This is a genomic window from Gallintestinimicrobium sp. (genome assembly GCF_046968865.1).
GTDB classification, from domain to species: domain Bacteria; phylum Bacillota; class Clostridia; order Lachnospirales; family Lachnospiraceae; genus Gallintestinimicrobium; species Gallintestinimicrobium propionicum.
Genome location: NZ_JBKVPW010000024.1, coordinates 13,646 through 37,255 on the forward strand (window position 1 = coordinate 13,646; position 23,610 = coordinate 37,255).

25 protein-coding genes and 4 pseudogenes are annotated in these 23,610 nt (G+C 42.5%); 25 read left to right on the forward strand and 4 right to left on the reverse strand.

Annotated elements, in window-relative coordinates; translation table 11 throughout:
- Positions 1 to 52: 52 nt before the first annotated feature.
- From ACLTOQ_RS15285 to ACLTOQ_RS15325, 9 genes and pseudogenes are all read left to right on the forward strand, one after another.
- Positions 53 to 1,072, forward strand: a complete 1,020-nt coding sequence (locus ACLTOQ_RS15285; protein WP_412319876.1) for an alpha/beta hydrolase — start codon at positions 53 to 55, stop codon at positions 1,070 to 1,072.
- Between the two features lie 174 nt (positions 1,073 to 1,246).
- Positions 1,247 to 1,744 carry a nitroreductase family protein gene (locus tag ACLTOQ_RS15290; protein WP_021915298.1) on the forward strand — a complete coding sequence of 166 codons (498 nt, stop codon included), beginning with the start codon at positions 1,247 to 1,249 and terminating at the stop codon, positions 1,742 to 1,744.
- Positions 1,745 to 1,815: 71 nt separating this feature from the next.
- Positions 1,816 to 2,184, forward strand: a complete 369-nt coding sequence (locus ACLTOQ_RS15295) for an arsenate reductase family protein (protein ID WP_337425639.1) — start codon at positions 1,816 to 1,818, stop codon at positions 2,182 to 2,184.
- Between the two features lie 29 nt (positions 2,185 to 2,213).
- Positions 2,214 to 2,690: an LURP-one-related/scramblase family protein gene (locus ACLTOQ_RS15300; RefSeq protein ID WP_021915296.1), complete on the forward strand. Its 477-nt coding sequence runs from the start codon at positions 2,214 to 2,216 to the stop codon at positions 2,688 to 2,690.
- A gap of 81 nt (positions 2,691 to 2,771) precedes the next feature.
- On the forward strand, positions 2,772 to 3,506 hold the full coding sequence (sfsA, locus tag ACLTOQ_RS15305) for a DNA/RNA nuclease SfsA (RefSeq protein ID WP_337598753.1): 735 nt from the start codon (positions 2,772 to 2,774) through the stop codon (positions 3,504 to 3,506).
- A 93-nt stretch (positions 3,507 to 3,599) separates the two neighbouring features.
- Positions 3,600 to 3,803: an ASCH domain-containing protein gene (locus ACLTOQ_RS15310; protein WP_412319890.1), complete on the forward strand. Its 204-nt coding sequence runs from the start codon at positions 3,600 to 3,602 to the stop codon at positions 3,801 to 3,803.
- Positions 3,804 to 3,935: 132 nt separating this feature from the next.
- Positions 3,936 to 4,046: pseudogene (locus tag ACLTOQ_RS15315) on the forward strand (RNase III inhibitor); the annotation flags it as partial.
- Positions 4,047 to 4,240: 194 nt separating this feature from the next.
- The gene (locus ACLTOQ_RS15320) at positions 4,241 to 4,600 is read left to right on the forward strand and encodes a helix-turn-helix transcriptional regulator (protein WP_337560643.1); all 360 of its coding nucleotides are present in this window, start codon (positions 4,241 to 4,243) and stop codon (positions 4,598 to 4,600) included.
- 51 nt (positions 4,601 to 4,651) lie between these two features.
- On the forward strand, positions 4,652 to 5,905 hold the full coding sequence (locus ACLTOQ_RS15325) for an erythromycin esterase family protein (RefSeq protein ID WP_412319877.1): 1,254 nt from the start codon (positions 4,652 to 4,654) through the stop codon (positions 5,903 to 5,905).
- A 227-nt stretch (positions 5,906 to 6,132) separates the two neighbouring features.
- Here the strand turns inward: ACLTOQ_RS15325 and ACLTOQ_RS15330 are convergent.
- Positions 6,133 to 6,306 (reverse strand): annotated as a pseudogene (locus tag ACLTOQ_RS15330) (tyrosine-type recombinase/integrase); the annotation flags it as partial.
- A gap of 131 nt (positions 6,307 to 6,437) precedes the next feature.
- Here ACLTOQ_RS15330 and ACLTOQ_RS15335 point away from each other — a divergent pair.
- Entirely contained in the window at positions 6,438 to 7,544 is a 1,107-nt protein-coding gene (locus ACLTOQ_RS15335; RefSeq protein WP_412319878.1) for a Fic family protein, read from the forward strand.
- A 31-nt stretch (positions 7,545 to 7,575) separates the two neighbouring features.
- A complete protein-coding gene (locus tag ACLTOQ_RS15340) occupies positions 7,576 to 9,783 on the forward strand; it encodes a P-loop NTPase fold protein (RefSeq protein ID WP_412319879.1) in 2,208 nt (735 codons plus the stop codon).
- 133 nt (positions 9,784 to 9,916) lie between these two features.
- Here the strand turns inward: ACLTOQ_RS15340 and ACLTOQ_RS15345 are convergent, their stop codons facing one another.
- A complete protein-coding gene (locus ACLTOQ_RS15345) occupies positions 9,917 to 11,164 on the reverse strand; it encodes a tyrosine-type recombinase/integrase (RefSeq protein WP_412319881.1) in 1,248 nt (415 codons plus the stop codon).
- A gap of 219 nt (positions 11,165 to 11,383) precedes the next feature.
- Here ACLTOQ_RS15345 and ACLTOQ_RS15350 point away from each other — a divergent pair, with 219 nt between their 5' ends.
- The 5 genes from ACLTOQ_RS15350 to ACLTOQ_RS15370 all read left to right on the forward strand — a co-directional run bounded on the left by ACLTOQ_RS15350 (position 11,384) and on the right by ACLTOQ_RS15370 (position 15,307).
- Positions 11,384 to 12,352: a DUF6040 family protein gene (locus ACLTOQ_RS15350; protein WP_412319883.1), complete on the forward strand. Its 969-nt coding sequence runs from the start codon at positions 11,384 to 11,386 to the stop codon at positions 12,350 to 12,352.
- 33 nt (positions 12,353 to 12,385) lie between these two features.
- On the forward strand, positions 12,386 to 13,099 hold the full coding sequence (locus ACLTOQ_RS15355; RefSeq protein WP_412319884.1) for an SdpI family protein: 714 nt from the start codon (positions 12,386 to 12,388) through the stop codon (positions 13,097 to 13,099).
- Positions 13,100 to 13,203: 104 nt separating this feature from the next.
- Complete coding sequence (locus ACLTOQ_RS15360; protein ID WP_279220184.1) at positions 13,204 to 13,665, forward strand: pyruvate formate lyase family protein; 462 nt, start codon at positions 13,204 to 13,206, stop codon at positions 13,663 to 13,665.
- Positions 13,666 to 13,849: 184 nt separating this feature from the next.
- The gene (locus ACLTOQ_RS15365) at positions 13,850 to 14,707 is read left to right on the forward strand and encodes an aldo/keto reductase (protein WP_118497176.1); all 858 of its coding nucleotides are present in this window, start codon (positions 13,850 to 13,852) and stop codon (positions 14,705 to 14,707) included.
- 126 nt (positions 14,708 to 14,833) lie between these two features.
- Positions 14,834 to 15,307, forward strand: a complete 474-nt coding sequence (locus tag ACLTOQ_RS15370; protein ID WP_118497182.1) for a molybdopterin-guanine dinucleotide biosynthesis protein MobB — start codon at positions 14,834 to 14,836, stop codon at positions 15,305 to 15,307.
- A 20-nt stretch (positions 15,308 to 15,327) separates the two neighbouring features.
- Here ACLTOQ_RS15370 and ACLTOQ_RS15375 read toward each other — a convergent pair whose 3' ends face one another.
- On the reverse strand, positions 15,328 to 15,555 hold the full coding sequence (locus ACLTOQ_RS15375) for a DUF6061 family protein (protein WP_118690461.1): 228 nt from the start codon (positions 15,553 to 15,555) through the stop codon (positions 15,328 to 15,330).
- 449 nt (positions 15,556 to 16,004) lie between these two features.
- Between ACLTOQ_RS15375 and ACLTOQ_RS15380 the strand changes: the two genes are divergently transcribed.
- A complete protein-coding gene (locus ACLTOQ_RS15380; protein WP_015554079.1) occupies positions 16,005 to 16,754 on the forward strand; it encodes a class I SAM-dependent methyltransferase in 750 nt (249 codons plus the stop codon).
- Between the two features lie 190 nt (positions 16,755 to 16,944).
- Here the strand turns inward: ACLTOQ_RS15380 and ACLTOQ_RS15385 are convergent.
- Positions 16,945 to 17,589 (reverse strand): annotated as a pseudogene (locus ACLTOQ_RS15385) (IS256 family transposase); the annotation flags it as partial.
- A gap of 264 nt (positions 17,590 to 17,853) precedes the next feature.
- Between ACLTOQ_RS15385 and ACLTOQ_RS15390 the strand changes: the two are divergent.
- From ACLTOQ_RS15390 to ACLTOQ_RS15425, 8 genes and pseudogenes are all read left to right on the forward strand, one after another.
- On the forward strand, positions 17,854 to 18,447 hold the full coding sequence (locus tag ACLTOQ_RS15390; protein WP_412319885.1) for a type IV toxin-antitoxin system AbiEi family antitoxin domain-containing protein: 594 nt from the start codon (positions 17,854 to 17,856) through the stop codon (positions 18,445 to 18,447).
- Positions 18,448 to 18,597: pseudogene (locus ACLTOQ_RS15395) on the forward strand (nucleotidyl transferase AbiEii/AbiGii toxin family protein); the annotation flags it as partial.
- A gap of 101 nt (positions 18,598 to 18,698) precedes the next feature.
- A complete protein-coding gene (locus ACLTOQ_RS15400) occupies positions 18,699 to 19,391 on the forward strand; it encodes a response regulator transcription factor (RefSeq protein ID WP_412319886.1) in 693 nt (230 codons plus the stop codon).
- A 5-nt stretch (positions 19,392 to 19,396) separates the two neighbouring features.
- Positions 19,397 to 20,314, forward strand: a complete 918-nt coding sequence (locus ACLTOQ_RS15405) for a sensor histidine kinase (protein ID WP_412319887.1) — start codon at positions 19,397 to 19,399, stop codon at positions 20,312 to 20,314.
- Positions 20,315 to 20,448: 134 nt separating this feature from the next.
- Entirely contained in the window at positions 20,449 to 21,375 is a 927-nt protein-coding gene (locus tag ACLTOQ_RS15410; RefSeq protein ID WP_002594743.1) for an ABC transporter ATP-binding protein, read from the forward strand.
- On the forward strand, positions 21,368 to 22,153 hold the full coding sequence (locus tag ACLTOQ_RS15415) for an ABC transporter permease (protein ID WP_412319888.1): 786 nt from the start codon (positions 21,368 to 21,370) through the stop codon (positions 22,151 to 22,153). The genes ACLTOQ_RS15410 and ACLTOQ_RS15415 overlap by 8 nt, the downstream gene beginning before the upstream one ends.
- 2 nt (positions 22,154 to 22,155) lie before the next feature.
- Positions 22,156 to 22,935: an ABC transporter permease gene (locus tag ACLTOQ_RS15420; protein ID WP_097773623.1), complete on the forward strand. Its 780-nt coding sequence runs from the start codon at positions 22,156 to 22,158 to the stop codon at positions 22,933 to 22,935.
- A 7-nt stretch (positions 22,936 to 22,942) separates the two neighbouring features.
- Positions 22,943 to 23,404, forward strand: a complete 462-nt coding sequence (locus tag ACLTOQ_RS15425; RefSeq protein WP_412319889.1) for a hypothetical protein — start codon at positions 22,943 to 22,945, stop codon at positions 23,402 to 23,404.
- Positions 23,405 to 23,610: the final 206 nt, after the last annotated feature.

Below are 23,610 nucleotides of genomic sequence, written 5' to 3' on the forward strand. Positions count from 1 at the left end.
TATGCTTTTTCAGGAGCCTATTTTACAGTGGCTTCTGCAGAACGGAGGTTTTATGGACAGTCAGGTATTTATTTTAAATGAAAAACGGAATGTAACGCTTACAGCATATCTGCAGGACGACAGCCAGGAATTTTGGCGTGCGAAAAAGCGTCCGGCGGTTGTTATTTTTCCGGGTGGGGCGTATGCCTACTGCTCGGATCGGGAGGCGGACCCGGTGGCGCAGGAGTATCTGCGGGCAGGCTATCATGCGTTTGTGTTGCGGTATTCCGTAGGATGGGAGAATGCGGTGTGGCCGAACCCGCTTGAGGATTATGATCAGGCGATGGAGCTGATCGCAGCGCATGCCAAGGAGTGGCATCTGATTCCGGAAAAAATCGCGGTCATCGGATTTTCGGCAGGCGGACATCTGGCAGCGTGCGCAGCGACGATGGCGAAGCACCGTCCGGCTGCGGCGATTTTGGCATATCCGGTCATTTTAGAAGGGCTGGCAGCAATCTGCGCAAAGGGTGCGCCGGGCGCAGACAAGGCGGTGGACAGTCAGACCTGTCCCTGTTTTATCGCAGCGACAGGAACGGATACCACAGTATCGGCGATGAACAGCCTTCGTTTTGTCGAAGCGCTGTATGAAAATGGAATTTCTGCGGAGCTGCATTTGTATGCATTCGGTCCCCATGGATTCTCTACGGCGAGAACGTCGATTGCCGATCCGGCAGAGCTTTGCAGTCGGACGCTTCACTGGGTGGAGGACACCATCAGCTGGCTGGAGGATGTGTTCGGTGCGTTTACATCCGGGGAAATGAGCAGCCCGCGGTGTCCGGGCAGGGTTCGGAAGGATAAAGATCCGTACCTGTCGGTGGACTGCCTGCTTGCCACGATCGCAGAAAACCAGATAGCAGTGGAACGCCTGAACCAGCTGATTTTGGTGGAAGAAACGACACAGAAATGGATTGCAGAACAGAAAGAAAACCTGCTCACTTCGGAAATGACGCTTCGTTCGGCGCTGCAGTTTTTGAATGTTCCGGGAGAAGTGATCCGAAAAGCCGATGAAATACTTTCGGAGATTCCGAACTGAAAATAATAATGATAATTATTACTATTATTATGCAAAATAGACAAATCTAACAGAAATTCTTTGGATTTCATTTTATGAGATGGTAAAATAGCTTCAGAACGATGGGAAAATCCATCGTAGAGTATCCGTCAATTATAGATATACAAACATGTGGCAGCAGGAGAAGGAGGAGCGATGGACAGTATTTTTCACAGAATCAGTGTTCGCAGGTATGAAGACAAACAGGTGGAAAAAGAAAAGTTGATGCAGATTTTGCGGGCGGGTATGCAGGCACCCAGCGCGTGCAACCAGCAGCCGTGGGAATTTTATGTGGTGACGAATCCGGAAAAGATTAAAGCGCTTTCCAAAGCGACACCCTATGCGGGATGTGCAGCAAACGCGCCGGTCGTAATCGTGCCTGTATATCGGAAGGAAGGACTGATTGCTCCGGATTTTGCGCAGATTGACCTTTCGATTGCACAGGAAAACATGTGGCTTGAAACGGATGCACAGGGGCTTGGCGGTGTGTGGATCGGAATCGCTCCGATGGAAGAACAGATGGAGGAAGTTCATAAGCTGCTGGAGCTGCCAAAAGAGGTGGCGGTATTTTCCCTGTTTGCGCTCGGATATCCGGCGGAAAGCCGCGCGCAGGAAGATCGCTTCCATCCGGAGCGGATTCATTTTCTGGAGTGAAACAGAGTTCGAGTGCGGACGTGAGCCGTGTCAGGAGCCTATGATGAAAACATTCAAAAACGGAGAACAACATGATAACAGTATTATGCTATAAAAAATGCACCACCTGTCAGAAAGCATTCAAATGGCTGGATGCAAACGGCGTGGAGTACAAAGAGCGCGCGATCAAAGAAGAGAATCCAACCTATGAGGAACTCAAAACGTGGTATGAAAAGAGCGGACTGCCGCTGAAAAAATTCTTCAACACGAGCGGAATGCTCTATAAGGAGCTGGGATTAAAGGATAAGCTGCTGGAAATGTCCGAAGAAGAGCAGCTAAAGCTTCTTGCGACGGACGGAATGCTCGTGAAGCGTCCGCTCGTAGTCGGAGAGAAAACGGTGCTGACCGGATTTTCTGAAAAAGCCTGGACAGAGCAGCTTTTAGGACAAAAGACATCTTAGGCTGAGAAACAGCGGAAAGGAGCTTAGGTATGAAACTGTTATTTCGGCAGAGATTTTTTTCATGGTTTGACAGTTATGATATTTACGATGAAGACGGCAATACAGTGTATGTGGTAAAAGGGCAGCTTTCCTGGGGACACTGCCTGAAAGTCTTCGATGCGTCAGGACAGGAGCTGGGGACGGTCAAAGAAAAAATCCTGACCTGGCTGCCGAAGTTCGAACTGTATGAGGGCAGCAGCTACGTTGGATGTATCAGCAAGGAGTTGTCCTTTTTCAAACCCCGCTATGATATCGACTGCTGTGGCTGGCATGTAGAGGGCAGCTTTCTGGAATGGGATTATTCCATTACCGGGGCAGCAGGAGAGCAGGTAGCGGTGATTTCAAAAGAAATATTTCATATGACGGACACCTATGTTCTTGATATTGTCAATCCGGTGAACGCGCTGCGGGTGCTGATGTTCGTGCTGGCGATCGACGCGGAAAAATGCTCCCGGAGTTCAAACTGAGTGCGCGGCAAAGAGAATCAGGGGTCAGAAGCCGGTCAAAGCCTTCTGGGAAAGTCTGAATGATGAGCAATAGGAAGAGGTATGGTGAAACAGAATACGACAATCATTTATGAGAATACAGTTGCAGGGACATTCGTCCGTAGAATGAACCGATTCACGGCAGAGGTGCTGATTGACGGAGCACCGCAGATTGTTCATGTGAAAAATACAGGGCGTTTGCAGGAGCTTCTGATGCCGGAAGCAAAGGTAACGCTGCAGAAGACATTGAACCCAAATCGAAAAACGGCATATGATCTGATTTCTGTATACAAACCAAAGCTAAAATGGGTGAATATCGACAGTCTGGCACCGAACGCTTTGATGAAGCAGCAGTTAATGAGTCTGAACTACGAGCTGGTGAAGCCAGAATATACCTATGGGGAATCCAGAATTGATTTTTATATGGAAAGAGACGGGGAAAGATTCCTGACAGAAGTAAAGGGCTGTACGCTGGCAGATGATTTGCATCTGGGGATCGGATTATTTCCGGATGCACCAACGGAGCGAGGCGTGAAGCACTTGCATGAACTGACAAAAGCAGCAAAGGAAGGCTATCATTGCTCAATTGCCTTTGTGATTCAGATGAATGGAATTCATCGGGTAATGCCAAACGAAGCGGCACAGCCGGAGTTTAAGGAAGCACTTGTGAAGGCTGCCAAGGAGGGTGTCCAGATCGTCTGCTACAGCTGCCATGTAGAGGCTGACAGCATAAAAATTACAGGCGTTGTGGAAGATACTTCAAGATTTGTGGAGGCACAGAGGAGGAAGTCGGAATGACTGGAGAAATGATGTGGGAGGAATATTGCCGTACAACGAATACGAATTGCAATACACGGCACGATATATGGAAGTTTTGCGGCGGCGTGTATCATCCGTGATACAAAAGTATCTGTTGTTCCGTTCAATCAAGTCAGCGCAGACCACGCTTTCAAAGAGGGCGAAGATAACCGCAGCTTGAAAAAATGGCGCGAAGTGCATCGGAAAGCTTTTACTCCAGACTATAAGGCCGTTGGTCAGGATTTCGATGAAAAGGGAGATTGCGTCTTGGAAGAATTTGAAGTGGTATATCGGTAAAGCAAAATTCAGGTGAACGAAATCGCTGCACGATGGCCCGTCAAGGCTGTGGTGCAGTTTTCTCTTTAACCTAAAAAGAGGTCAGGGGTCAAACCCTCCGGTCAAAACCGGTGGCACTGGCATTGAGAGAAGATGCAGATTATCAGAAACGATATTACAAAAATGAGCGTTGACGCAATCGTCAATGCTGCCAACAGTTCTCTTTTGGGCGGTGGTGTGAACGTCTGCATTCATCGTGCATCCGTGGTCAAAGGGGCAGACCGTGCGTCAAACTCAAAAATCGGAAGTTGTCGTTTTATTAATTTACATATATGCCTTTTACATAAAAAAGTGTTATTTAAGTTCCGCAACCGTTCGCAACCAAAGAAATATCGTGATAGTTGGTGGTAGCAACCATGAAATTTCGCTATCATGAAGTCACGAAAAGAGGTGATTAAGTGAAATATGATTTTTTAGGAGTTATTGTTTTTGGTAATGTACTGCTAATCGGGGTGGCGGTGATAGCGGTATTTATCACTGTGGGAATTTTCCTCATAAGAGCATTGAGTAGATATGTCAAATCAGGCAATGTCAGAAAAGAAAAGTCCAGCATCAAGAAATCTCTCGGTGAGGTTTTGAAGCAGCATCGTGAAGAGTGTAAGATGACGCAGGAGTTTGTTGCAGAATCTATCGGCGTAAGCAGGCAGGCTGTCTCTAAATGGGAGACCGGAGCATCTGACCCAAGCACTTCCAATCTGCTTACACTTGCAAAATTGTTCAACACTACGGCAGAAGAACTATTACGTGAAGTACAATAAGCGTGGAAAACGGATGTAAGACAACTGATTCATTATAAAGGGCTATCAGATATGAAGAATAAAAAGACAAGAAGATTTAAGATAAGATATATCGTTTTTGGATTATTAGGTGTTATGGCTTTAGCGGCACTTGTATTTATGCGTTTTGGAGGTTTTGGCACAGGAGAAAATGTGAATCCAGAAGAGTTTTTAGCTTATGCTGAACCCGTGGAAAATATAACTGTGCCTGAAAGTGCAAAAATAATTGCATTGGGAGAAGCTACTCACGGAAATGCAGAATTTCAGCAGTTGAAGCTGGAAGTGTTCAAGCAGATGGTAAAAAATAATGGTGTTAGGGCGTTTGCCCTTGAAGGTGACTACGGCGGCTGCGAGCAGGTAAACCGATATATACACGGCGGTGAGGGGACAGCACAGGAAGCAGCCGCAGCGATAGGATTTTCCATTTATAGAACGGAAGAGATGGCAGAACTTATCTCCTATATGCGCCAGTACAATGAAAGTGCATTGGAAGGCGAAGACCTTCGCTTTTACGGTTTTGATATGCAGAGGATTTCTTACAGCATGAGGTTTTTGAAAGAATCCTGCAAAGAACTGGAAGTGGACACAACAAACTTGCAGAAACTTGTGGAAGGTGAAAACTGGAGCAGTGAATTCGATTTATCTACTCGAATTGAAATCCTTACACAAGTGAAGAAAGAATTGGAAAGCAAGAACGGTTCGGAAAATGCAATTCACTTTGTAGATATTTTAATGCAGCATTCCAAGCTTCAAACTCTGACAAATGCTGAAGGTGCTACATTAAGAGATCAATTTATGGCAGAAAATGTACAATGGATTTTACAGCAGGAGCAGCGAAATGGGCATGAAAACATCTTTGTGACAGGTCACAACAGCCATGTCGCAAAATGGGGCAGTTCTAACTCGATGGGTAAACTTCTTTCCAAGGACGCAGCAAACGGTTACCATGTCATTGGTACCGATTTTTATAAAACCCATTGCAATATGCCGACCCGTTCGCCTGAAAAGCGTACAATTCAGGTGTTTTATTCCCATGATCCTTTAGCAAAGGCGGCAAAACTGGCGGGATTTGATATTTGTTGGTTGGATTTTACTAAAGTCCCGGAAAATTCTGAACTGGGTAGGCTGGCTTCTGAATACACCTATATGGGAACACTTGGAGAAAGCTACTCAATCATTATGCGACTTCTTCCTCCAAGTTATCGAATGTTTCAACCTCCTGCGGTGCTTTATGATAGTATGATATTTGTAACGGATGCGAACCCTACAAAAATATTAGAAGAATAACGTATGCAAAACTTCCGGTTTATTGGGAAGTTGCAGAGAACGAAAAATCGGGAGTTGTGGAGAAATTTCCTGAACTTTCCTTATTTTATAGGCTTTCCAGCCCCTTAGATAGTGAAATGATATGTATTTTCCCTTATTTTTGCCCTTGCGAGGAATCCGCAAGGGAAATAAGGAAAATTTTATGCCAAAGTATGTAAGAGAAGTTGCCAGTGGCAAGTTCTCTGCATTTAAGCATTGCTCGCTACTTTATCAAGAAGTCTTGCGGAATCCCGTTTAGCTTTTCTTGTTGAGTGAGCGTAAATATTCATTGTGGTACTGACATCGGAATGTCCTAACAACTCCTGTACATCTTTCGGAGCCGCTCCATTCGAGAGCAGGTTGCTGGTATAGGTGTGTCTAATTCATGGAACTCGATTTTCGATTTTTATTGAACTATTTCTTGGTTTTCTGAGATAAATCAAGAAATAGTTCTTTTCTATTCACCGTGTCAATGATATACTGAAAATAACGATTTGTTGTTGAGGTATATGCGATGCTGCCCTACACAGGTGATTACACGGAACATTTTGATTCCGAAAAGCCAAGCCTTACATTCTATTCCTTTACCCCGCGTTCCTTGATGCGCGGGGGTATGTATCAGATGGATGACGAATTGGCTGCCTTGCTGATAGAGGCCCACAGGAACATTGGTTTTCTGGAAGGGCTTGTTGAGTATGCTCCGAATAAAGAAGCATTTGCGGAGCTGATGCTTTTGAAAGAGTGTACCTATTCCCATATGATCGACTACGATGGTCCCGATCTCAAAGAAATACTCACTATCCGCGGCACCGACAAAGGGAATATAACTCCCATCATGAACTTGGAGGCGGCCTACAGCGCAGCGGCAAATTTGGAGATCCACGCTCCTGACTTGAGCCAGATCTGCGGCATCGCACTTAATGGAGAATCAGAGAATACCCCGATAGATGTTAGGGCGCATCAAACTTTTTGGCTGGGAGCAAAGACGAATCTTAAAGGATACAACCCTACAGCACCGGATGCTGTACTCCCTGCACTAGCTGATATTTCTGCATATCTCTATAACGACCATAATACTGATCCGTTGATTAAGGCAGCACTGGTACATTACCAATTTGAAATGATCCATCCATTTGAACGGTATAACGGTATTGTCGGACGAATCCTTGTGCCAATGGTTCTGCGAGATGTTATTGGAGATGCAAGGCAACTGATATGCTTGTCCGAGTGTTTGTACCACAACAAAAATGAATATTTCGATCTCCTTAGGTCGACACAGTACAGCGGGGGATATATCCGATGGATCAAGTTCTTTGTAAATGCTGTGGGACAAGCAGCAAAGCGATCGGCGGAACAATTGATTCAGTATGAACAGGCTATTGCCGAAGCCGAGGATCGACTGATACACATCGGAAACCTGCCTAAAAGTGTCTATTCTGTCCTCGAACACTTAAAAAGATTTCCGATAACAACAGTTTCGTCCGCTGCGAAGAATACAGGCTTATCATTTAATTCGGTTTCAAAAGCAATGAGTATGATGTTGGAACATGATATTGTTATACAGTCGGGTAATGATATAAGAAATCGCATATGGATACATAAATCAATCGGTCAAACATAAAGTATGTTTTCTCATGATAGGAGGTAACAAGTTGATAAGTCCTGATTTGCCAATCACAAAATCTACCGAAGACAAATTGAACAGGGGTGAATTTGCTAAAAGTCTTGCAAAAACAATATCACAATATTCTTTTCCGTCTTCATTTACCATTGGCTTATATGGGGAATGGGGAAGTGGGAAGACATCTCTTGTAAATATGATGCTTGAAGCTGTAGAGGATATAGACAATAATGCCATAATTCTTAGATTCAACCCATGGTTATGCTCTGATCCCAAGCAACTCATCACCCAGTTTTTCATGCAAATGGCCACGGCGATAAAACTTAAAAAACCAAAGGCAGAGAAGGCATGGGAATTAATAGATCAGTATGCGGATGTATTTGACGCGGCAAGTCTTATTCCTGGCGCTGGAACAATTATTGCCACACTTGGTAAAACATTGGCAAAAGAGGCAAATGAACGGGTTGAGCAACGAACAAAAGATTTACAGGAAAGCAAAAATCAAATCGTCAACAAGATGATGGAAGAAAACATAAAAATAATTGTTTCCATTGATGACATTGATCGGCTTTCAGAAGAAGAGATTATCGCTGTTTTCCAACTGGTTAAAGCATTGGCCGATTTTCCAAATACCGTTTATATTCTGGCATTTGATTATGATGTTGTAGTTCATGCGCTCAGCAAAGTACAATATGGTGATGGCAAAGAATACTTGGAAAAAATAATCCAGGTACCTTTTGAAATCCCCGCACCAAGTATAGCCAATATACATGAGGCGCTATTTTCGAAGCTTGATTCCATTCTTGGAGATATTCCGGAAGAACGATGGGCTAAAACAACGTGGGCAGAACTCTTTCAATTCGGACTTCAAAACTATATCAAATCTATCCGAGATGTTATTCGCTATACAAATGTATTCTTGTTGAAATATGAACTTTTGAAGGATGAAACAGATCCTGTTGATCTGCTTGGTCTTACTGCCTTGCAGGTATTCGAGCCATCTCTCTATTCAAAATTACCGAGCTATAAAGATATATTATGTGGAGCGGATCATAGCTACTCATACGAACGACAAAAAGCAGATGAAGAAAAGGTAAAGAAATCCGTTTCTTTACTGATGCCCAACGATGGAACAATTACAAATGAGGACGCTGCAAACAAGATACTTGGCATTCTATTTCCAAGAACAAAAACAGCCACAGGCATATCATACAGTATTGGCAGGAGTTACTCTCATCGGGATTTTATAATTAATAACAATATTGCAACTCCTGAGTGTTTTGACAGATACTTCGCTTTAACTCTTGAAAATGATGCTATTCCTACCAGTGTAATGAAACACATAATTTACGAAGCAAGCGAAGGTGAGTTTACGGCAGAGATGATGCGACTCTATCGGGAAGGTAAAATTGTACGCCTGCTTGAAGAAATAGAGGCATATGTTAACAGAGAACATTCAGCAAAGCTTCCCGTTAAAAGAGCAGCTTTGATAATAACCGCACTTGTTAGTAATTGGAGTTCCTTTGAGGTTGATGACAGAGGCTTCTTCTCCGTTCCATTTGCATGGAGACTTCTTTTCTGCGTTGATCCACTATTAAAAGCAATGGATTCGACAGCTCGGTTCCTTTGTATTCATTCAGTTTTTGAAGATAAAGATGTTCAGCCATCAACATTAGCACTATTACTTCAAGATTTTGAAACCCAACTTGGCCGCTTTACAGAAGACTCGTCTATTAGAGATGATGTGATGTTTTCATTGGAAGAGGTTCTAGAATTAGAAATGATTTTTAAGAGTCGGGCCATTGATGCGATAGATTCCGGCGCTGCTTTAAGGCAGTATCATGGCTTAGAGTTTTTGTGGATGTTAGGAAATGTAGACGCAGAACTTGCGGATAATAAAAAGAAATCTCTTGTCTCAGACGATATTTCACTCGTAAAAGTTGTGAGTTATTGTACTTCACGAGGAACTGTGGCAACAAAAATAGTTGCTAAGACACGGGACGTGAAACGACAGGCTATTGGGGAATTCATTGATGTTGGTGAGGCTTATCGGCGCATTAAGGCATTTGCAGCTACCAGCCAATTTTTCTCGCTTCCTAAAGATGACCAGATGAATGCCATAGCATTTATCCTCGTTGCAGAGCGAACTCCTTCCGAGTCCGTAATGAAAGACTGTATAGCTGAAGATGCTATTGAAAAAGCATTGAATCAATTGCGAGAAAACGCTACTAACGAGTAATCCACATTGTATCTAAGGAAAGGAAAAAAAGAAGTACAATTTAGCAGACACTGTCTGTTGAATCGGAGGGAAAGGATGCTGATAGCATAGCTGCTGAGAATTCCAGACACCGACTGGATTTCTCCGGCCAAACTTATATGCATAGGGAAAATACACAAAAACAGAAATCCCAGACTATCAAGTTATCGTTGATGGTTTGGGATTTCTGCTTTTGCAGGAATATATTTTTTGTCGTGTGCTTGACATGCGGGTGACGTAACTGGTGGAAGTGAAAATCTTCAAATCCTTCCAGCTTCTTTGACACTGACCTGCAAACAATGCCGAGTGTACTCGGCAGTTCCAGACTGCCATCCGGTCTTAGGCAGACAAAGGAGATTTCCTTATAATCTGCCGGGACTTCCTGTGTTCCGTCAAGGTGATAGTATTCATAATACACCCTGTTTTTTACATGAACTTCTTTGTAGTAGTTGCGGTGGTAAAGTTCTCCGTACTGCATCCGGCTTTTCAGTTGTTCCCGTCTTGCTGCTTTTAATATTTCAGTCAGCGTATCTCCAAAATCAACAATCCTTACTTTCTTTCGCTTCGTTGTACCAATCACATTTTTGTGTTTCGTACCGTCATAACGGATACTGCGTTTTATGGTCAGGCATTGTTCTTCAAGGTTGATGTCCTGCCATGCAAGACCACAGGTTTCCCCGATACGAAGTCCTGCATAATATGCGATCTGGATCGGCAGAATTGCAGGTGGATTTTTCTTTTCCAGATACTTGATAAGTCGCTCATAATCCTCGTGTGAAATCGGCTGTGTGCCTTCTTCGACTTCATCATCGTAAAAGAGGTCAACTTCTTCTGCCTGCTTTTTCAGCTTAATATACTGCATCGGATTGAAACTGATTAACTGCTTTGGAAATACTGCAAAACGGAATGATTGCTGTAACACTGCGGAAAAAGAGTGGATATAATCTTTGCTGTATCCTTTTCTCGCTTTCCCGTCTGGAAACTCGCCACCGAATGTAAGCAGGTCGAGAAACGCCTGTAAATGTTCGGCGGTAACTGTTTTCAGCTTGCGGTCTGCAATCGGGTGTTTTTTGATACAGCGGATTGCACCAAGGTAATTTTCCACTGTGCCGTTGCTGAGTGTTCCGGTTTTTAATTCTTCTTCTGACCACATGTCCAGAAGTTCACCTACGGTAAGATTATCTGCCTTTGCAACAAATTTCTTATCTTCGTAATCTTCCAGTGCCTTGCGGAGAAGTTTTTCTGTCTCACTTTTGCTTTCGGTTCCGGCATATTCTTTCTGAACCATTTTGCCGCTTGCGTCCTCTACATAGAAGCGGTAGTACCATTTCTTTCCTTTCTTTCTAACAGATCCTTTTGCCATAATCGTATGTCTCCTTTCGATATCAGACAATCGGAACTGTTGAAATGCTTCTTGCATGTAAGTATCTTATGGACAAGTCCATAAGCCAATTCGCCGCTCGTCGAGAATCAGCAATGGCAGGAATTAACGCAGAAGCTGAACAGCGAGAACAGCTTATTGCTGAAACAGAACAGCGAATTACTGACCTTAAACAGCAGATAGAGAAAGCGAGGGATATAGATGAGAGAATGCGTAAACTCAGAGAACGTCGGGCAGGTGGAAGAACTTCTGCTCATGACGGAACAGATGCAGGACGAACTGGATCAGAAAGACCAGACGATTATGGAACTGAACAGGCAGCTAAGCAGATCGCTGACCTTGAACGAGAAATTGAACGGCGAAAACAGAGCCGAGAATATCGAAGCATTGCGGACAAGATTAAGGCAAACAGAGCAACAATTAACCAGCGAGACAGACAACAGGAAAAGAGCCGACGCAGAAGTCGTGGCATGGAAATTTAAGTACGAAAAAGCAGAACAGGAAAAACTTTATGCACAGACACACCAAAAGACGGTTGAGGTAGCTGTTGAGAAAAAAGTGCCTTATGAGAAATGTGAAAAATGTGACCGCACTGCTTACCAGAAAGCAAAAGAAAAATGCGATAACCGCAAAAGTCAGCTGGAAAAGAAATATAAAAATATGACAACTGGTTATGAAAGTATCCTGTTCCTACTGGCATGGTACAGCATAACAATAACACTGTTTACGGCTATTCTTTCGCCAGTTTTCCTTAACGACTGTATCACCTTTTTCGGTGTGTTAGGAAAAGGAATGGGAAGCTTGTTTCGGGAGTTTGTCATAGGTGCAGATTCTTTCGGACAGTTAAGCAGCGGAATACCTAACCGTATCCTTTCCGGGCTTATGTACTGGCTGATCGTAGCTATTGTTATGGGGATTTTATTCATAATAACCGGATTACTGATAGTTGGGATTGGTTATCAGGTAGGAAAAATCTACCGGAAATATTGTTGGGATATCATCAGCATTGTGGAAGTTATTACAAGCACAGCCATTGCAATTTATTTTGGAGATTGGATAAAATCTGTTATTTCTATAAATCTCATTACACTATTATTACTGGTGCATGTGGTTTATATTGGAATCAGATGCTATGTGAAAGACTGGATGGAAGAAAGAGGATACTGTTGATATGGAGAATTAGATTTTTAAGAGTCTTTCGATATGGTTATTGGAAATTATTTGCCAAAAGTGAAACAGAATAATACCATAGGAATAAGAGTTGTATGGTCTTTAATGGATGAAGAAAACTGGAATGCAACACATAGATTCAGCGGCAAATTATGGATGGCATCAGGTATTTTATGTATGCTTTGTGGACTTTTTGGGGAAAGCATGGCTGCACTGGTTGTGTATATTATAAGCATTATGGCAGCTGCAATCATTAGCATTCTCTACTCCTACCTTTTTTATAAGAAAAAGCTGGCAACAGGAGAAGGCTTAAAAATTCAGTATAATACAAAAAAAAGTGTGATATATCTGATCATCGCAATTTCCACTATTGTGTTTACTATATGGACTTTGTTTTGTGGAAGTATTCAGATTCGTTGTAATGATCGTGATTTTAACATTGAAGCAAAAGGATGGAATGATTATACAGTGGAGTATTCGCAAATTGACAGCATTTCTTATGAAGAAAATGTATTGCAGAACAATAATGGTTACAGAACTAATGGTCTTGGAAACCTGAAGTATGCTATGGGAAACTTCAAAAACGATATCTTCGGAGATTATATCCGCTACACTCATGCCTCCTGCCATTCATATGTTGTCATGAACATAGATGGAAAAATATTAGTTGTAAATGGGGAAAATGACGCAGAGACAAAGGAAATCTATCAGAGAATAAGTGAGAAGGTGTCAAAGGAAAGAAAATAGTTGTCGGAAACGCTGAGAAGAAATTATTCTCAGCGTTTTTTGAACATTACTATAATGTCAAGGAATCTTCTGCATCTACCCACATCTGTAGTTACAGTTCAGCCTTGCGGCTGAAACCCGAGGGAGTTTCCAATGCGGCGGATGCCATGGCAGCCATTGAGAAATTCGTATTTGAAGAAGAGATGGTGACACTGCCGCAGCTGGTGGAGATCCTGAAAAATAACTGGGAGGGAAATCAGGTTCTGCAGATGAAGATGATAAATGAAGGGGCGAAATTCGGAAACGGACAAAAAGAAGCTGGCAATCTGGCCTGCGAGATGGTAAACTATTTTGTGGAACGGGTAGAGGCATACAACAGCCGGTATGGCGATCTTATCTTTTCCCCGTGTATCGCTACATTTTCCTGGATTGTGAACATCGGAAAGCGGATAGGAGCCTCCGCAGACGGCCGTATGTCTAAGGATCCCATTGCCGCTAACATGTCTCCGGTTCTGTCCAGGGATGTATCAGGCCCCATGGCGGCTCTGAATTCTTATCTGAAGCTGTCTACGGATTCTCTCGAGTAAATAGTACTCGCTATCCGCATCCTCTGCACGCCTGCGGAGCTAGACGCAGGCACCGCTGCGCCGTCGATTCGCAGACGCACAGCTGACACGGATATCAAGCACTATTTACTTCGAGATTAATGCAATGATGTATTAGACGGGAAAGGACAGAGACGTAACAGGTAAAGAAAGGAGAGAAAATATAATGGAAAATATACACGAAAACGGAACATTTCAGTTGCATAACAAAGTGGAGATCCCTCAGGTGGGCTTCGGCACATGGCAGATGCCGGACGGAGAGACAGCGGCAGATGCGGTAATGCACGCCATAGAGGCAGGATACACCCATATAGATACGGCGGCGGTATATCACAACGAGATTGGGGTGGGAGCCGGAATCCGCATGTCGGGAGTGCCGAGAGAAAAGCTGTTTGTGACCAGCAAGCTGTGGAACGATGTGAGAGGCTATGAGGAAACCCTGAAAGCCTTTGATGCCTCCTTAAAAAGGCTGGCCCTGGATTATCTGGATCTGTACCTGATCCATTGGCCCCGTCCCCTGGCTTTCAGGGATACCTACCAGGAGGTAAACCGGGAGACCTGGAAGGCCTTTGAATATCTGTTGGAAAAAGGGTATGTACGGGCCATCGGTGTAAGCAATTTTCTCCCGGTGCATATGGAGGCGCTGCTGAAAACAGCACAGGTCATTCCTATGGTAGACCAGATTGAGTTCCATCCCGGCTGGATGCAGCCGGAAACGGCGGCCTTCTGCAAAGAGCATGACATCCTGGTGGAGGCGTGGAGTCCCCTTGGTTCCGGAAAGCTTTTGGAAGATCCAAAGCTGAAGGAGTTTGGACAGAAATACGGCCGGTCCACAGCCCAGATCTGTCTGCGGTGGTGCCTGCAGAAAGGACATCTTCCTCTGCCCAAATCCGTTACCCCTGTGAGGATTAAGGAGAATCTGCAGCTTTTTGATTTTCAGATATCCCAGGAGGACATGGCAGTGATAGATAAGCTGGAATGCGTAGGCCGGACAGGCTCTGATCCGGACAATGCAAAATTCTGAGATGGTTAAAAGGGCATCGACCATCCAGGAAACTGATTGGATAAAAAGATAAGAAGACCTGCCGTACCGGAATTTCCAAGTCTGGTATGCCAGGTCTTTTTCGGTTATCTTCAGGGGGATCGGAAAATGTGTAAAAACAAGGTTGTAAATGCCGGAAAAACCACCCTGATCACTCGCTTGCTGCCTGTTTTGACCGACTATGGCTTGAAGGTTGCCACTGTCAAGCACGACGGGCATGAATTTGAAGGGGATGTGCCGGGGACGGATACCTACAGGCATATGAAAGCCGGAGCCTTTGGGACGGCAGTGTTTTATAAATACGCGAAGCAGGAAGAGGCCCTGTTAAACCGTCTGGAAAAATACCGTGAAAACCATTTGCTGTTTATAAAGCGTTCTGAGGTACCATTTGATAATAATATATCAGAACGGGATCTGAGGAAAGTAAAGAACCGTCAAAAAATGGCAGGCGGATTCCGTAAGAAACAGGGGAAGGAGATGTATTGCCGAATCCTAAGCATCGTAGAAACCTTAAAACGGCGTAAAATGAATCTAATGGAGAACATCAAACAGATCTTTATAGGAACACCGGCTATTTTCTAGCCGGTGTTAAATGTGTTGTTTCAGCCGCAAGGCTGAACTGTAACCATCTGTAAATTCCCATCAAGATACAGTCTAGCATATTCTAGTGGTTCATCAATGGCAAGTGTGTTTAATGCACAATCTGATCCGGGTGTGGTTCTCAAATTCTTTTCTGCTTCCCAGCAGTCAATGCGAAGCATATAGTCTGCACTGGTATAAACATCAATGCTGTTTCGTCCGGGATTATATTCTGCAAATATTGTTCTCATCGTATCTTATCTCCTTATCGTTCAATCAATTATTTGCTACAAAAATCAGAAGCATTTCAATCAGTTCACCATGTCACTTTTATTTTGTGTTATACTGTTTTATATAATTTTTTTGGTCTCCGCTGCCGCTTCGGTCGGCACAGAGCAGAGGTCCACCGGACCTCTTGTGCCCTTGTATTTTCCCTTATCAGAGTTCGTAAACACTGGTGGGACGATATAACACAAGGGAAACAATAAGGGAAAGCTCACCTGCGACAAATCCAGTGTTTTCAATGGTTTGCGGAGAATTTAACAACAAGATATAACAGTTATTAAATTTCTTAAAACAGGTGAAATCTCAATCGGAATTGACCGAGCTGAAAGAGAAGGCTGCTTGTTGCCCGAAAGACAAGAAGATGGAAGTAGAAGAAAACAAAAAATAATTTTTTATATGAAAGGCTGGTTGCAGAATGTCAAAACAAAATATTTATGATAATGATTTATTTTACGAAAACTTCGAGAAAATACGTAGCAAAGAAATCAATTTTAATGATATTATTGAGACACCAATAATATTAGGAATGATACCTGAACTATATAAAAAGAAAGTATTAGATATTGGATGTGGTATGGGGCAACATGCACTTCAATATTCAAAGAAAGGGGCGTTATCCGTTCTTGGAATTGATATATCGGAAAAAATGTTAGCATATGCAAGAAAAAATAATGCTGCCTCTAATATTGAATACAGAAGACTGGCTTTTGAAGAATTGGATGATTTAGAGGAAAAGTTTGATGTTATTACAAGTTCATTGGCTTTTGATTATGTAGAAAATTTTGAAAGGCTTATGAAACAGATTTATAGTCACTTGAATGAAAATGGCAAATGTGTTTTTTCGATGTCACACCCAATAAGTACAGCATATGATGGGACTTTTGACAGATATACCAGAACAGAAACTGGAGAAAGATTATATGCTAATCTACGAAATTACGGAATAGAGGGTAAGCGTGTTATTCATTGGGTAGTAGATGAATATGAACTTTATCATAGAACGATTTCAACATTAATAAATGATATTGTTTCTGCTGGATTTATTATTGAGGAATGTCAGGAATCAAAAGTGCCTGAATCAATTAGAGAAAAGCGAGCAGATATGTTTGGAGGAGTTATTCATCAGCCAGACTTTATTTTTTTTAGGTGTGGAAAGAAAAATTAATATTTTATCTATGTAAAAAACCCGACAATTGAGTGTATGAGAAAATCTCTGTAAATAAGATTCTTCTATGATAATTAAGGGCAATAAGCTTACGGATTAGGCTTATCGCCCTTGTTTTATATATAACAGTTGCTTACAGGCATGTCAAGGGCAGGCGGTTTCCCGCCTGTCTTTTTAAGCTGTCTTTTGATTATTCAGGTAAGCGTCCTTCGTACATAATACTCAGTTCTCCATAGACCTGGCCCCAATCCCGGATTGTGGTAGTCCACTTTTCAGTTACACGGTCTAAGGCAGCCAGAGCTTTCTGCTCGTCAGCAGCCTGATAGATGGTTTTTAAGTCTGTAGCAAAGGCTTTTCTATCCTTATCCGGAACGTATTTCAGAGTATTTCTTACCTGATGAACAATACCTCTCTGGTATTCTGTTTTTGGAAACGCTGTTGCAATCGCTTCCTTAATGCCTGTAAGGCCGTCGGCGCAGATGATCAGGATATCCTTAACTCCTCGATTTTTCAGTTCATTTAAGACTGAAAGCCAGTATTTCGCACTTTCATTGTCACCGATTGTAATGGTCAGGACTTCCTTTTTGCCCTCTGTATGAATACCCAGAATGACATAAGCTGCAAGTTTACGAATGATTCCATTATCCCGTACAGAATAATGGATTGCATCGATGTAAAGGATCGGATATACCTCATCCAGTGGACGGTTCTGCCAGTCTTCAATCTGAGGAAGTATTTTATCTGTCACGTCAGATATGAAACTTTCTGATGCTTCAAAACCATAGATATCTTCGATTGTTTCCGAGATCTGGCGAGTGGTCATTCCCTTTGCATACTTGTACTCTGTGTACAGGTTTCTTTTGTCTTGCCATAATAAAAGGCCCTCCTAATGATAATTATTTTATCATAGAAGGACCTTGCCTAGATTATTTTACAGAAAAAGTATCACAGACTCGTTATTTATATTGGAATTCGATGTTATGTGAAAGGCTGGATGGAAGAACGGGATATTTTTAAAATCTAATTTGTTCATTGGTGTTATTTATATTTACTTTCATGCTAATATATATTATCATATTAGCATGAAAGGAGAATCTATATGACTCAATTTGAAAAATTAGATTTGTTATTGCGTGAATGTGGAGGGACAATTCAGACATTTCAAGTCCTAAATAATGGAATTAGTAAGTCTGTGTTTTATGCCTATGTGAAGGAACGAGGATTAGAGCAAGCTTCTCATGGTGTGTATGTATCACCTGATACGTGGACAGATGCGATGTTCCTTTTGCATTTGCGTTGTGGTCAAGCTGTATTTTCTCACGAAACTGCATTGTTTTTTCATGATTTAACGGACAGAGAGCCTTTGAAATACACCATAACAGTAAGAACTGGATATAATCCAAGTCGTTTGCAGGAAGACGGTTTTCAAGTGTACACAGTAAAAAAGGATTTACATGAAATAGGAATCATAGCTATGCAGACATCATTCGGACATTCCGTTCCCGTTTATGACATGGAGAGAACAATTTGTGATCTGCTTCGCAGCAGGAAAAATATTGAAATGCAGGTATTCCAAGATGCATTAAAGCAATATGCGAAACGTAAGGATAAAAACTTACGGATGCTTATGAAATACGCAGCTATGTTTCATGTTGAAAAGATACTAAGACCATATTTGGAGATGTTACTTTAGATGATAACAGCGGCAAGACAATTAAAGGATTTGGTTCGTAATCTGTCAAAGAAAAAATCCGCAGATGCACAGATTTTGATGCGGAATTATATGATGGAACGTTTTTTAGAACGAATTTCTTTATCAGAGTATAAAAATCAGTTTATATTAATATAAAATTATATCAAAAAATACATATAATGTATTGCAGTTCTCCAAGAACGTAGAAAAGCCGAATGACGGAACAACAAAACAAGGGAAGGGGTTGCACCATGAATAAAATCCTGATTATAGATGATGACAGAGAACTGTGCGCTTTGATTAAACGTAGCGTACAAGCAGAAAACATAGAAGCTGATTTTTGTAATACCGGAAAAGAGGGCTTGCAGAAATTAAAAGAGCAGGAGTATCAGCTTGTGGTGCTGGATGTGATGATGCCCGGTATGGATGGCTTTGAAACGCTGGAAGAAATCCGCAAAGAGAACAGTCTGCCGATTTTGATGTTCACATCTAAAAATGACAGCATTTCTAAAGTACGGGGCTTACGGGCCGGAGCGGACGATTATCTTACAAAACCGTTTGATATGGATGAACTGATTGCCCGTATTGCGTCTCTTATTCGCCGCTACACTCGCTTTAATCAGCAAGCTGGAGCCATACAAAAGCTAAATTTTGACGGATTGCAGATTGACCTTGAAAATCGTTCTGTTACTACATCAAACGGCACTTTTGAACTGCCCCCAAAGGAATTTGATTTGCTCCTGTACTGTGCAAAACATCAAGGGAAAATTTTGACCAAACAGCAGATTTATGAGGAAGTATGGGGCGAAGAATATTTCTATGATGACAGTAACATTATGGCGATTATCAGTCGGCTTCGTAAAAAATTAGAAGTCAATCCTTCAAGCCCAAAGTATATACAAACGGTCAAAGGGATTGGCTACCGGTTTAATAAGGAGGTGTAGTCAGCATGGAAATTATCGTATTCTTGTCCATTGTGATTGCTGTTGTGGCTGTATTGACTTCCATCGTTCTCGTTCGGCGTGTAAAAAAACAAATAGCAGAAATGACCGATGTGCTGGTTGATGTGAAAAACGGAAATGGCAACCGGCGTATTCTATCTGCAACAAATGAACTGACAGCACCTCTTGCCTATGAAATCAATGAGATCGTTGTGGCCTATGAAAGCAGACTTTCAACTGTACGGCAGACAGAAGAAACCAACCGCCAGCTTATGACGAGCCTTTCCCATGATGTGCGAACGCCCCTTACTACTCTGATTGGGTATCTTGACGCTGCACACAAAGGACTGGTCACAGGAAAAGACCGGGATGATTATATTGAAACCGCCCGACGGAAAGCCCATGATCTGAAAGAATATATTGATGTACTCTTTGACTGGTTCAAGTTAAATTCTGACGAGTTTGCTTTGGAAATCCAGAGCGTTGAGGCCGCAGAGCTGACAAGAAATATCCTGATTGACTGGATACCGATTTTTGAGGATAAACAGGTTGATTATGACATTGATATTCCCGAACAGCCTGTCCGGGTAAGATTGGATATGGACAGCTATATGAGGATCGTCAACAATCTCATTCAAAATGTAATCGCTCACAGCCATGCAGACAAAATTAAAATTGCCCTGTCAAAGAAGGAAAATAACATGGAGCTGCTGCTGGCGGATAATGGAGTGGGAATTGAGAAGGAAGATTTGAAACACATATTTGAACGGCTTTATAAGTGTGATAAAGGACGCTCCGAAAAAGGCAGCGGTCTTGGTCTTTCTATTGTCCATCAGCTTGTAGAAAAGATGGGTGGGAGTATAACAGTTGAAAGTTTGCCGGGAAAAGGAACTGAATTTATGTTGCTTTTTCCTTTGGAGAGTTAAGCGGGTTCCCGTCTTTATGGCGGGAGCCTTTGTCATTTTACTGGATTTCAAATTGCAAGGTTAATGCAAGGTTGCGGCAAGGTTAATGCAAGGTTGGCATGATAGAATACCTTACAGAACAGGAGGTTTTGAATATGGATACAAATTATATCATTGAAACAAAAAATCTGACGAAGCAATACGGCTCACAAAAGAGTGTGGCTGACTTAAATATCCATGTGAAGCGTGGGAGAATTTATGGTCTGCTGGGCAGAAACGGAGCCGGAAAAACCACTACCATGAAAATGCTGTTGGGCTTAACGAAGCCGACTTCCGGGGAGGTCAAAATCTGGGGAAAGCCCTTGCAGGGGAATGAAAAGAAATTGTTGCCCCGTATCGGCAGCCTGATTGAGTCCCCCGGCTTTTATCCCAATCTGACCGGCACAGAGAACCTGCGTATCTTTGCTACTCTGCGGGGCGTACCAAACAATCATGCCATCAAAGACGCTCTGGATCTGGTAGGACTGCCCTACAAAGATAAAAAGCTCTTTTCACAGTATTCTCTTGGTATGAAGCAGCGGCTTGCCATCGCCCTTGCCGTTATGCACGATCCGGAGCTTTTGATTTTGGATGAGCCGATCAACGGCCTCGATCCCATCGGTATTGCAGAAGTACGCTCCTTTATTCGGGAGCTTTGCGACGCAAGAGGAAAAACCATTTTGATTTCCAGTCACATTCTTTCGGAGATTTCCTTGCTGGCTGACGATATTGGAATTATAGACCACGGCGCATTGCTGGAAGAAGAAAGCCTTGCTGAGCTGGAGCAAAAAAGCAGTAAACATATCCGTTTTACGCTCTCTGATACTGCACAGGCGGCAAGAATTTTGGAACGCAATTTCCATGAAAACCATTTCTCCATACAGGACGACCACAATCTGCGCCTGCACAACCTTGATCTGCCTGTGGGGAAAATTGTAACTGCCTTTGTAGAAAACGGATTGGAGGTATCGGAGGCGCATACTTGTGAAGAAAGTCTTGAAGATTACTTCAAGCGTGTGACAGGGGGCGAAGGAATTGCTTAAACTAATCAAATGCGAATTTTTGAAATTGAAACGGAAGAAATTTATTCCGCTGATTATTCTGGCTGCGTTCCTGTTTCCAATCCCGCTGACTTATCTGATGACAACGCCCTCTATGATGGAGCGATATACGGATCGGGCAGATGCTTTCGACGGACTATTTAACATGGTGTTGGGATATGGTATCCAGTTTTTACTGCCCTGCATTATTGGAGTGATTGCCGCTATCCTGTTCTTTATGGAACGCGACAACGATACATTCAAAAATCTGCGTACAATTCCCGTAACCAGCACGCAAATGGTGCTTGCAAAAATTGTTGTCCTGTTTCTCTTTGGAATTGTTTTTTGTGTGGCTTCTACCATTGCAACAATTCTTTGCGGATTTGGAACATTAGAAGTTTATGGAATAGGATATAAATTGTTTTTAGCGGTTGAAACAGGAATTTTCATTACGGCAGGAACACTCCCGTTGATTGTTCTTGTTGTCTTTTTCAGTAAGACCTATGTTTTTTCCATTTTGCTGTGTGTCTTTTACAGCGTTCTGAACATGAGTGCTACGGCATTGTTTGACACACTGCCTAAAACCATGTTATGGCTTCTGCCCACGCCACTGACTACATTTTGGAGTGCAGGAGATATGGCGGCTCATGGAATAAAAATGGACTTGGAGCAAATGACAGGGCTAATTCCTTCAACATTTCAAGTTGTATTCATTCTTGGGATCATGGCATTGGTTTCGTTCTTACTGATTGACAGATTATATAAGCAGAGGGGGGAATAAACATGGTTCGCATTGTAAAAACAGAATTTTATAAATTGAAAAGGTATCATATCCTTTGGGCGGGCGTTGCACTCATGCTCCTATCCGTCCTGCTGACCTTGTTTACCTCTATGGCGAATGATGGTTCCGTTTGGGATTTCGCCTATCTTACAGAACAGGTCATCAAAAACAATATGTCCATGATTTTTCCGATGTGTATCAGCCTAATTGCTGGATATATGATTTCTCGTGAGCAGACGGATGACACATTGAAAAATATTCTGACTGTGCCGATCTCTTTTAAGAAACTGCTGACCGGAAAATTGATTGTGTGCGGCGTATTGTCTATTATTTTCGGGCTGATATGCAGTCTGTTTACAATCATAGCAGAAATGATTGTGGGATTTCCCGGCTTTGAGATTTCCTTAGCTCTAAAAGCAACCTTGCAGATTACTGCGGTTAATTTCTTTTTATATCTTGCGGTTCTGCCGATTATCGCTCTTACTTGTCGGAGGGCAGGCAGCTTTTTAGTCGGTGTAATCATTGCTTTTGTCTATGGATATGGAGGGATGTTTGCCGCAGGAAATATGACATTAGCAAACCTTTATCCGATTACCGCAAGTCTTGGAATGGTAGGCTACCGTAGCTATGATACCGCAGTCAACTGGAATATCGGAACCTGTTCTTGCAGTCTTGCGCTTGCTGTCGTTATTTCTGCCATCTTGATTTTGTGCATGAAAGAACGAGAATCAACCCAAACAAAGAAAAAGGCCAAAAAGGTAGCTCCAAAGAAAGGCTGGTGATGATTTTATGAAGAAAATAGTTTTAGCATTAACATTCGTCCTTGTGGGAAGTTTTATGCTTGCTGGCTGTTCAAAAGATGAAATTCTCAATCATTACAATAACATTGTTCAGTCTGCGGGCTCCATAGAACTGACAGGGAAATCGTCACTGCAAGGGGAAAAAGAAAAAGGAATTGATGATTATACAGGGACTTATACGGCTGATTATGCGAACTTTTCAGGTACAGAGTATTTGTTCGGAGGAACTTCCATAAAGAGAGAAGCCGGTAAGGAGCTGTCTATTGATTGCACTTTGGAGGTTACGGAAGGTACTGCAAAAGTATTTTGGATTTCTGGATCTGATGAAGCAGTCACTTTGATTGAAACAACCGGAACTTATAGTGACACAATTACACTTCCTGATGGTGGAAATTATATCGGAATTGAATGCGAGAGTTTCACAGGAAGCATTGAATTAAATATTGAATAACATTCTGTCGGACGACGGCAAAAGAAAAAAAGCCGTCGTAGAGCAGACAATTTGACACGCCCATTTGAAACGGCGGCTTTGATTTTCAGAGCCGCTGTTTCTTTGCGTTTACACAAACCTATGACGACTTGCAGGGACACGGTAGCCGATGGGAGGTTATTTTGCCGTGTCTCGTTTGCTTTTTCAAAGCTCACATGATCTACATC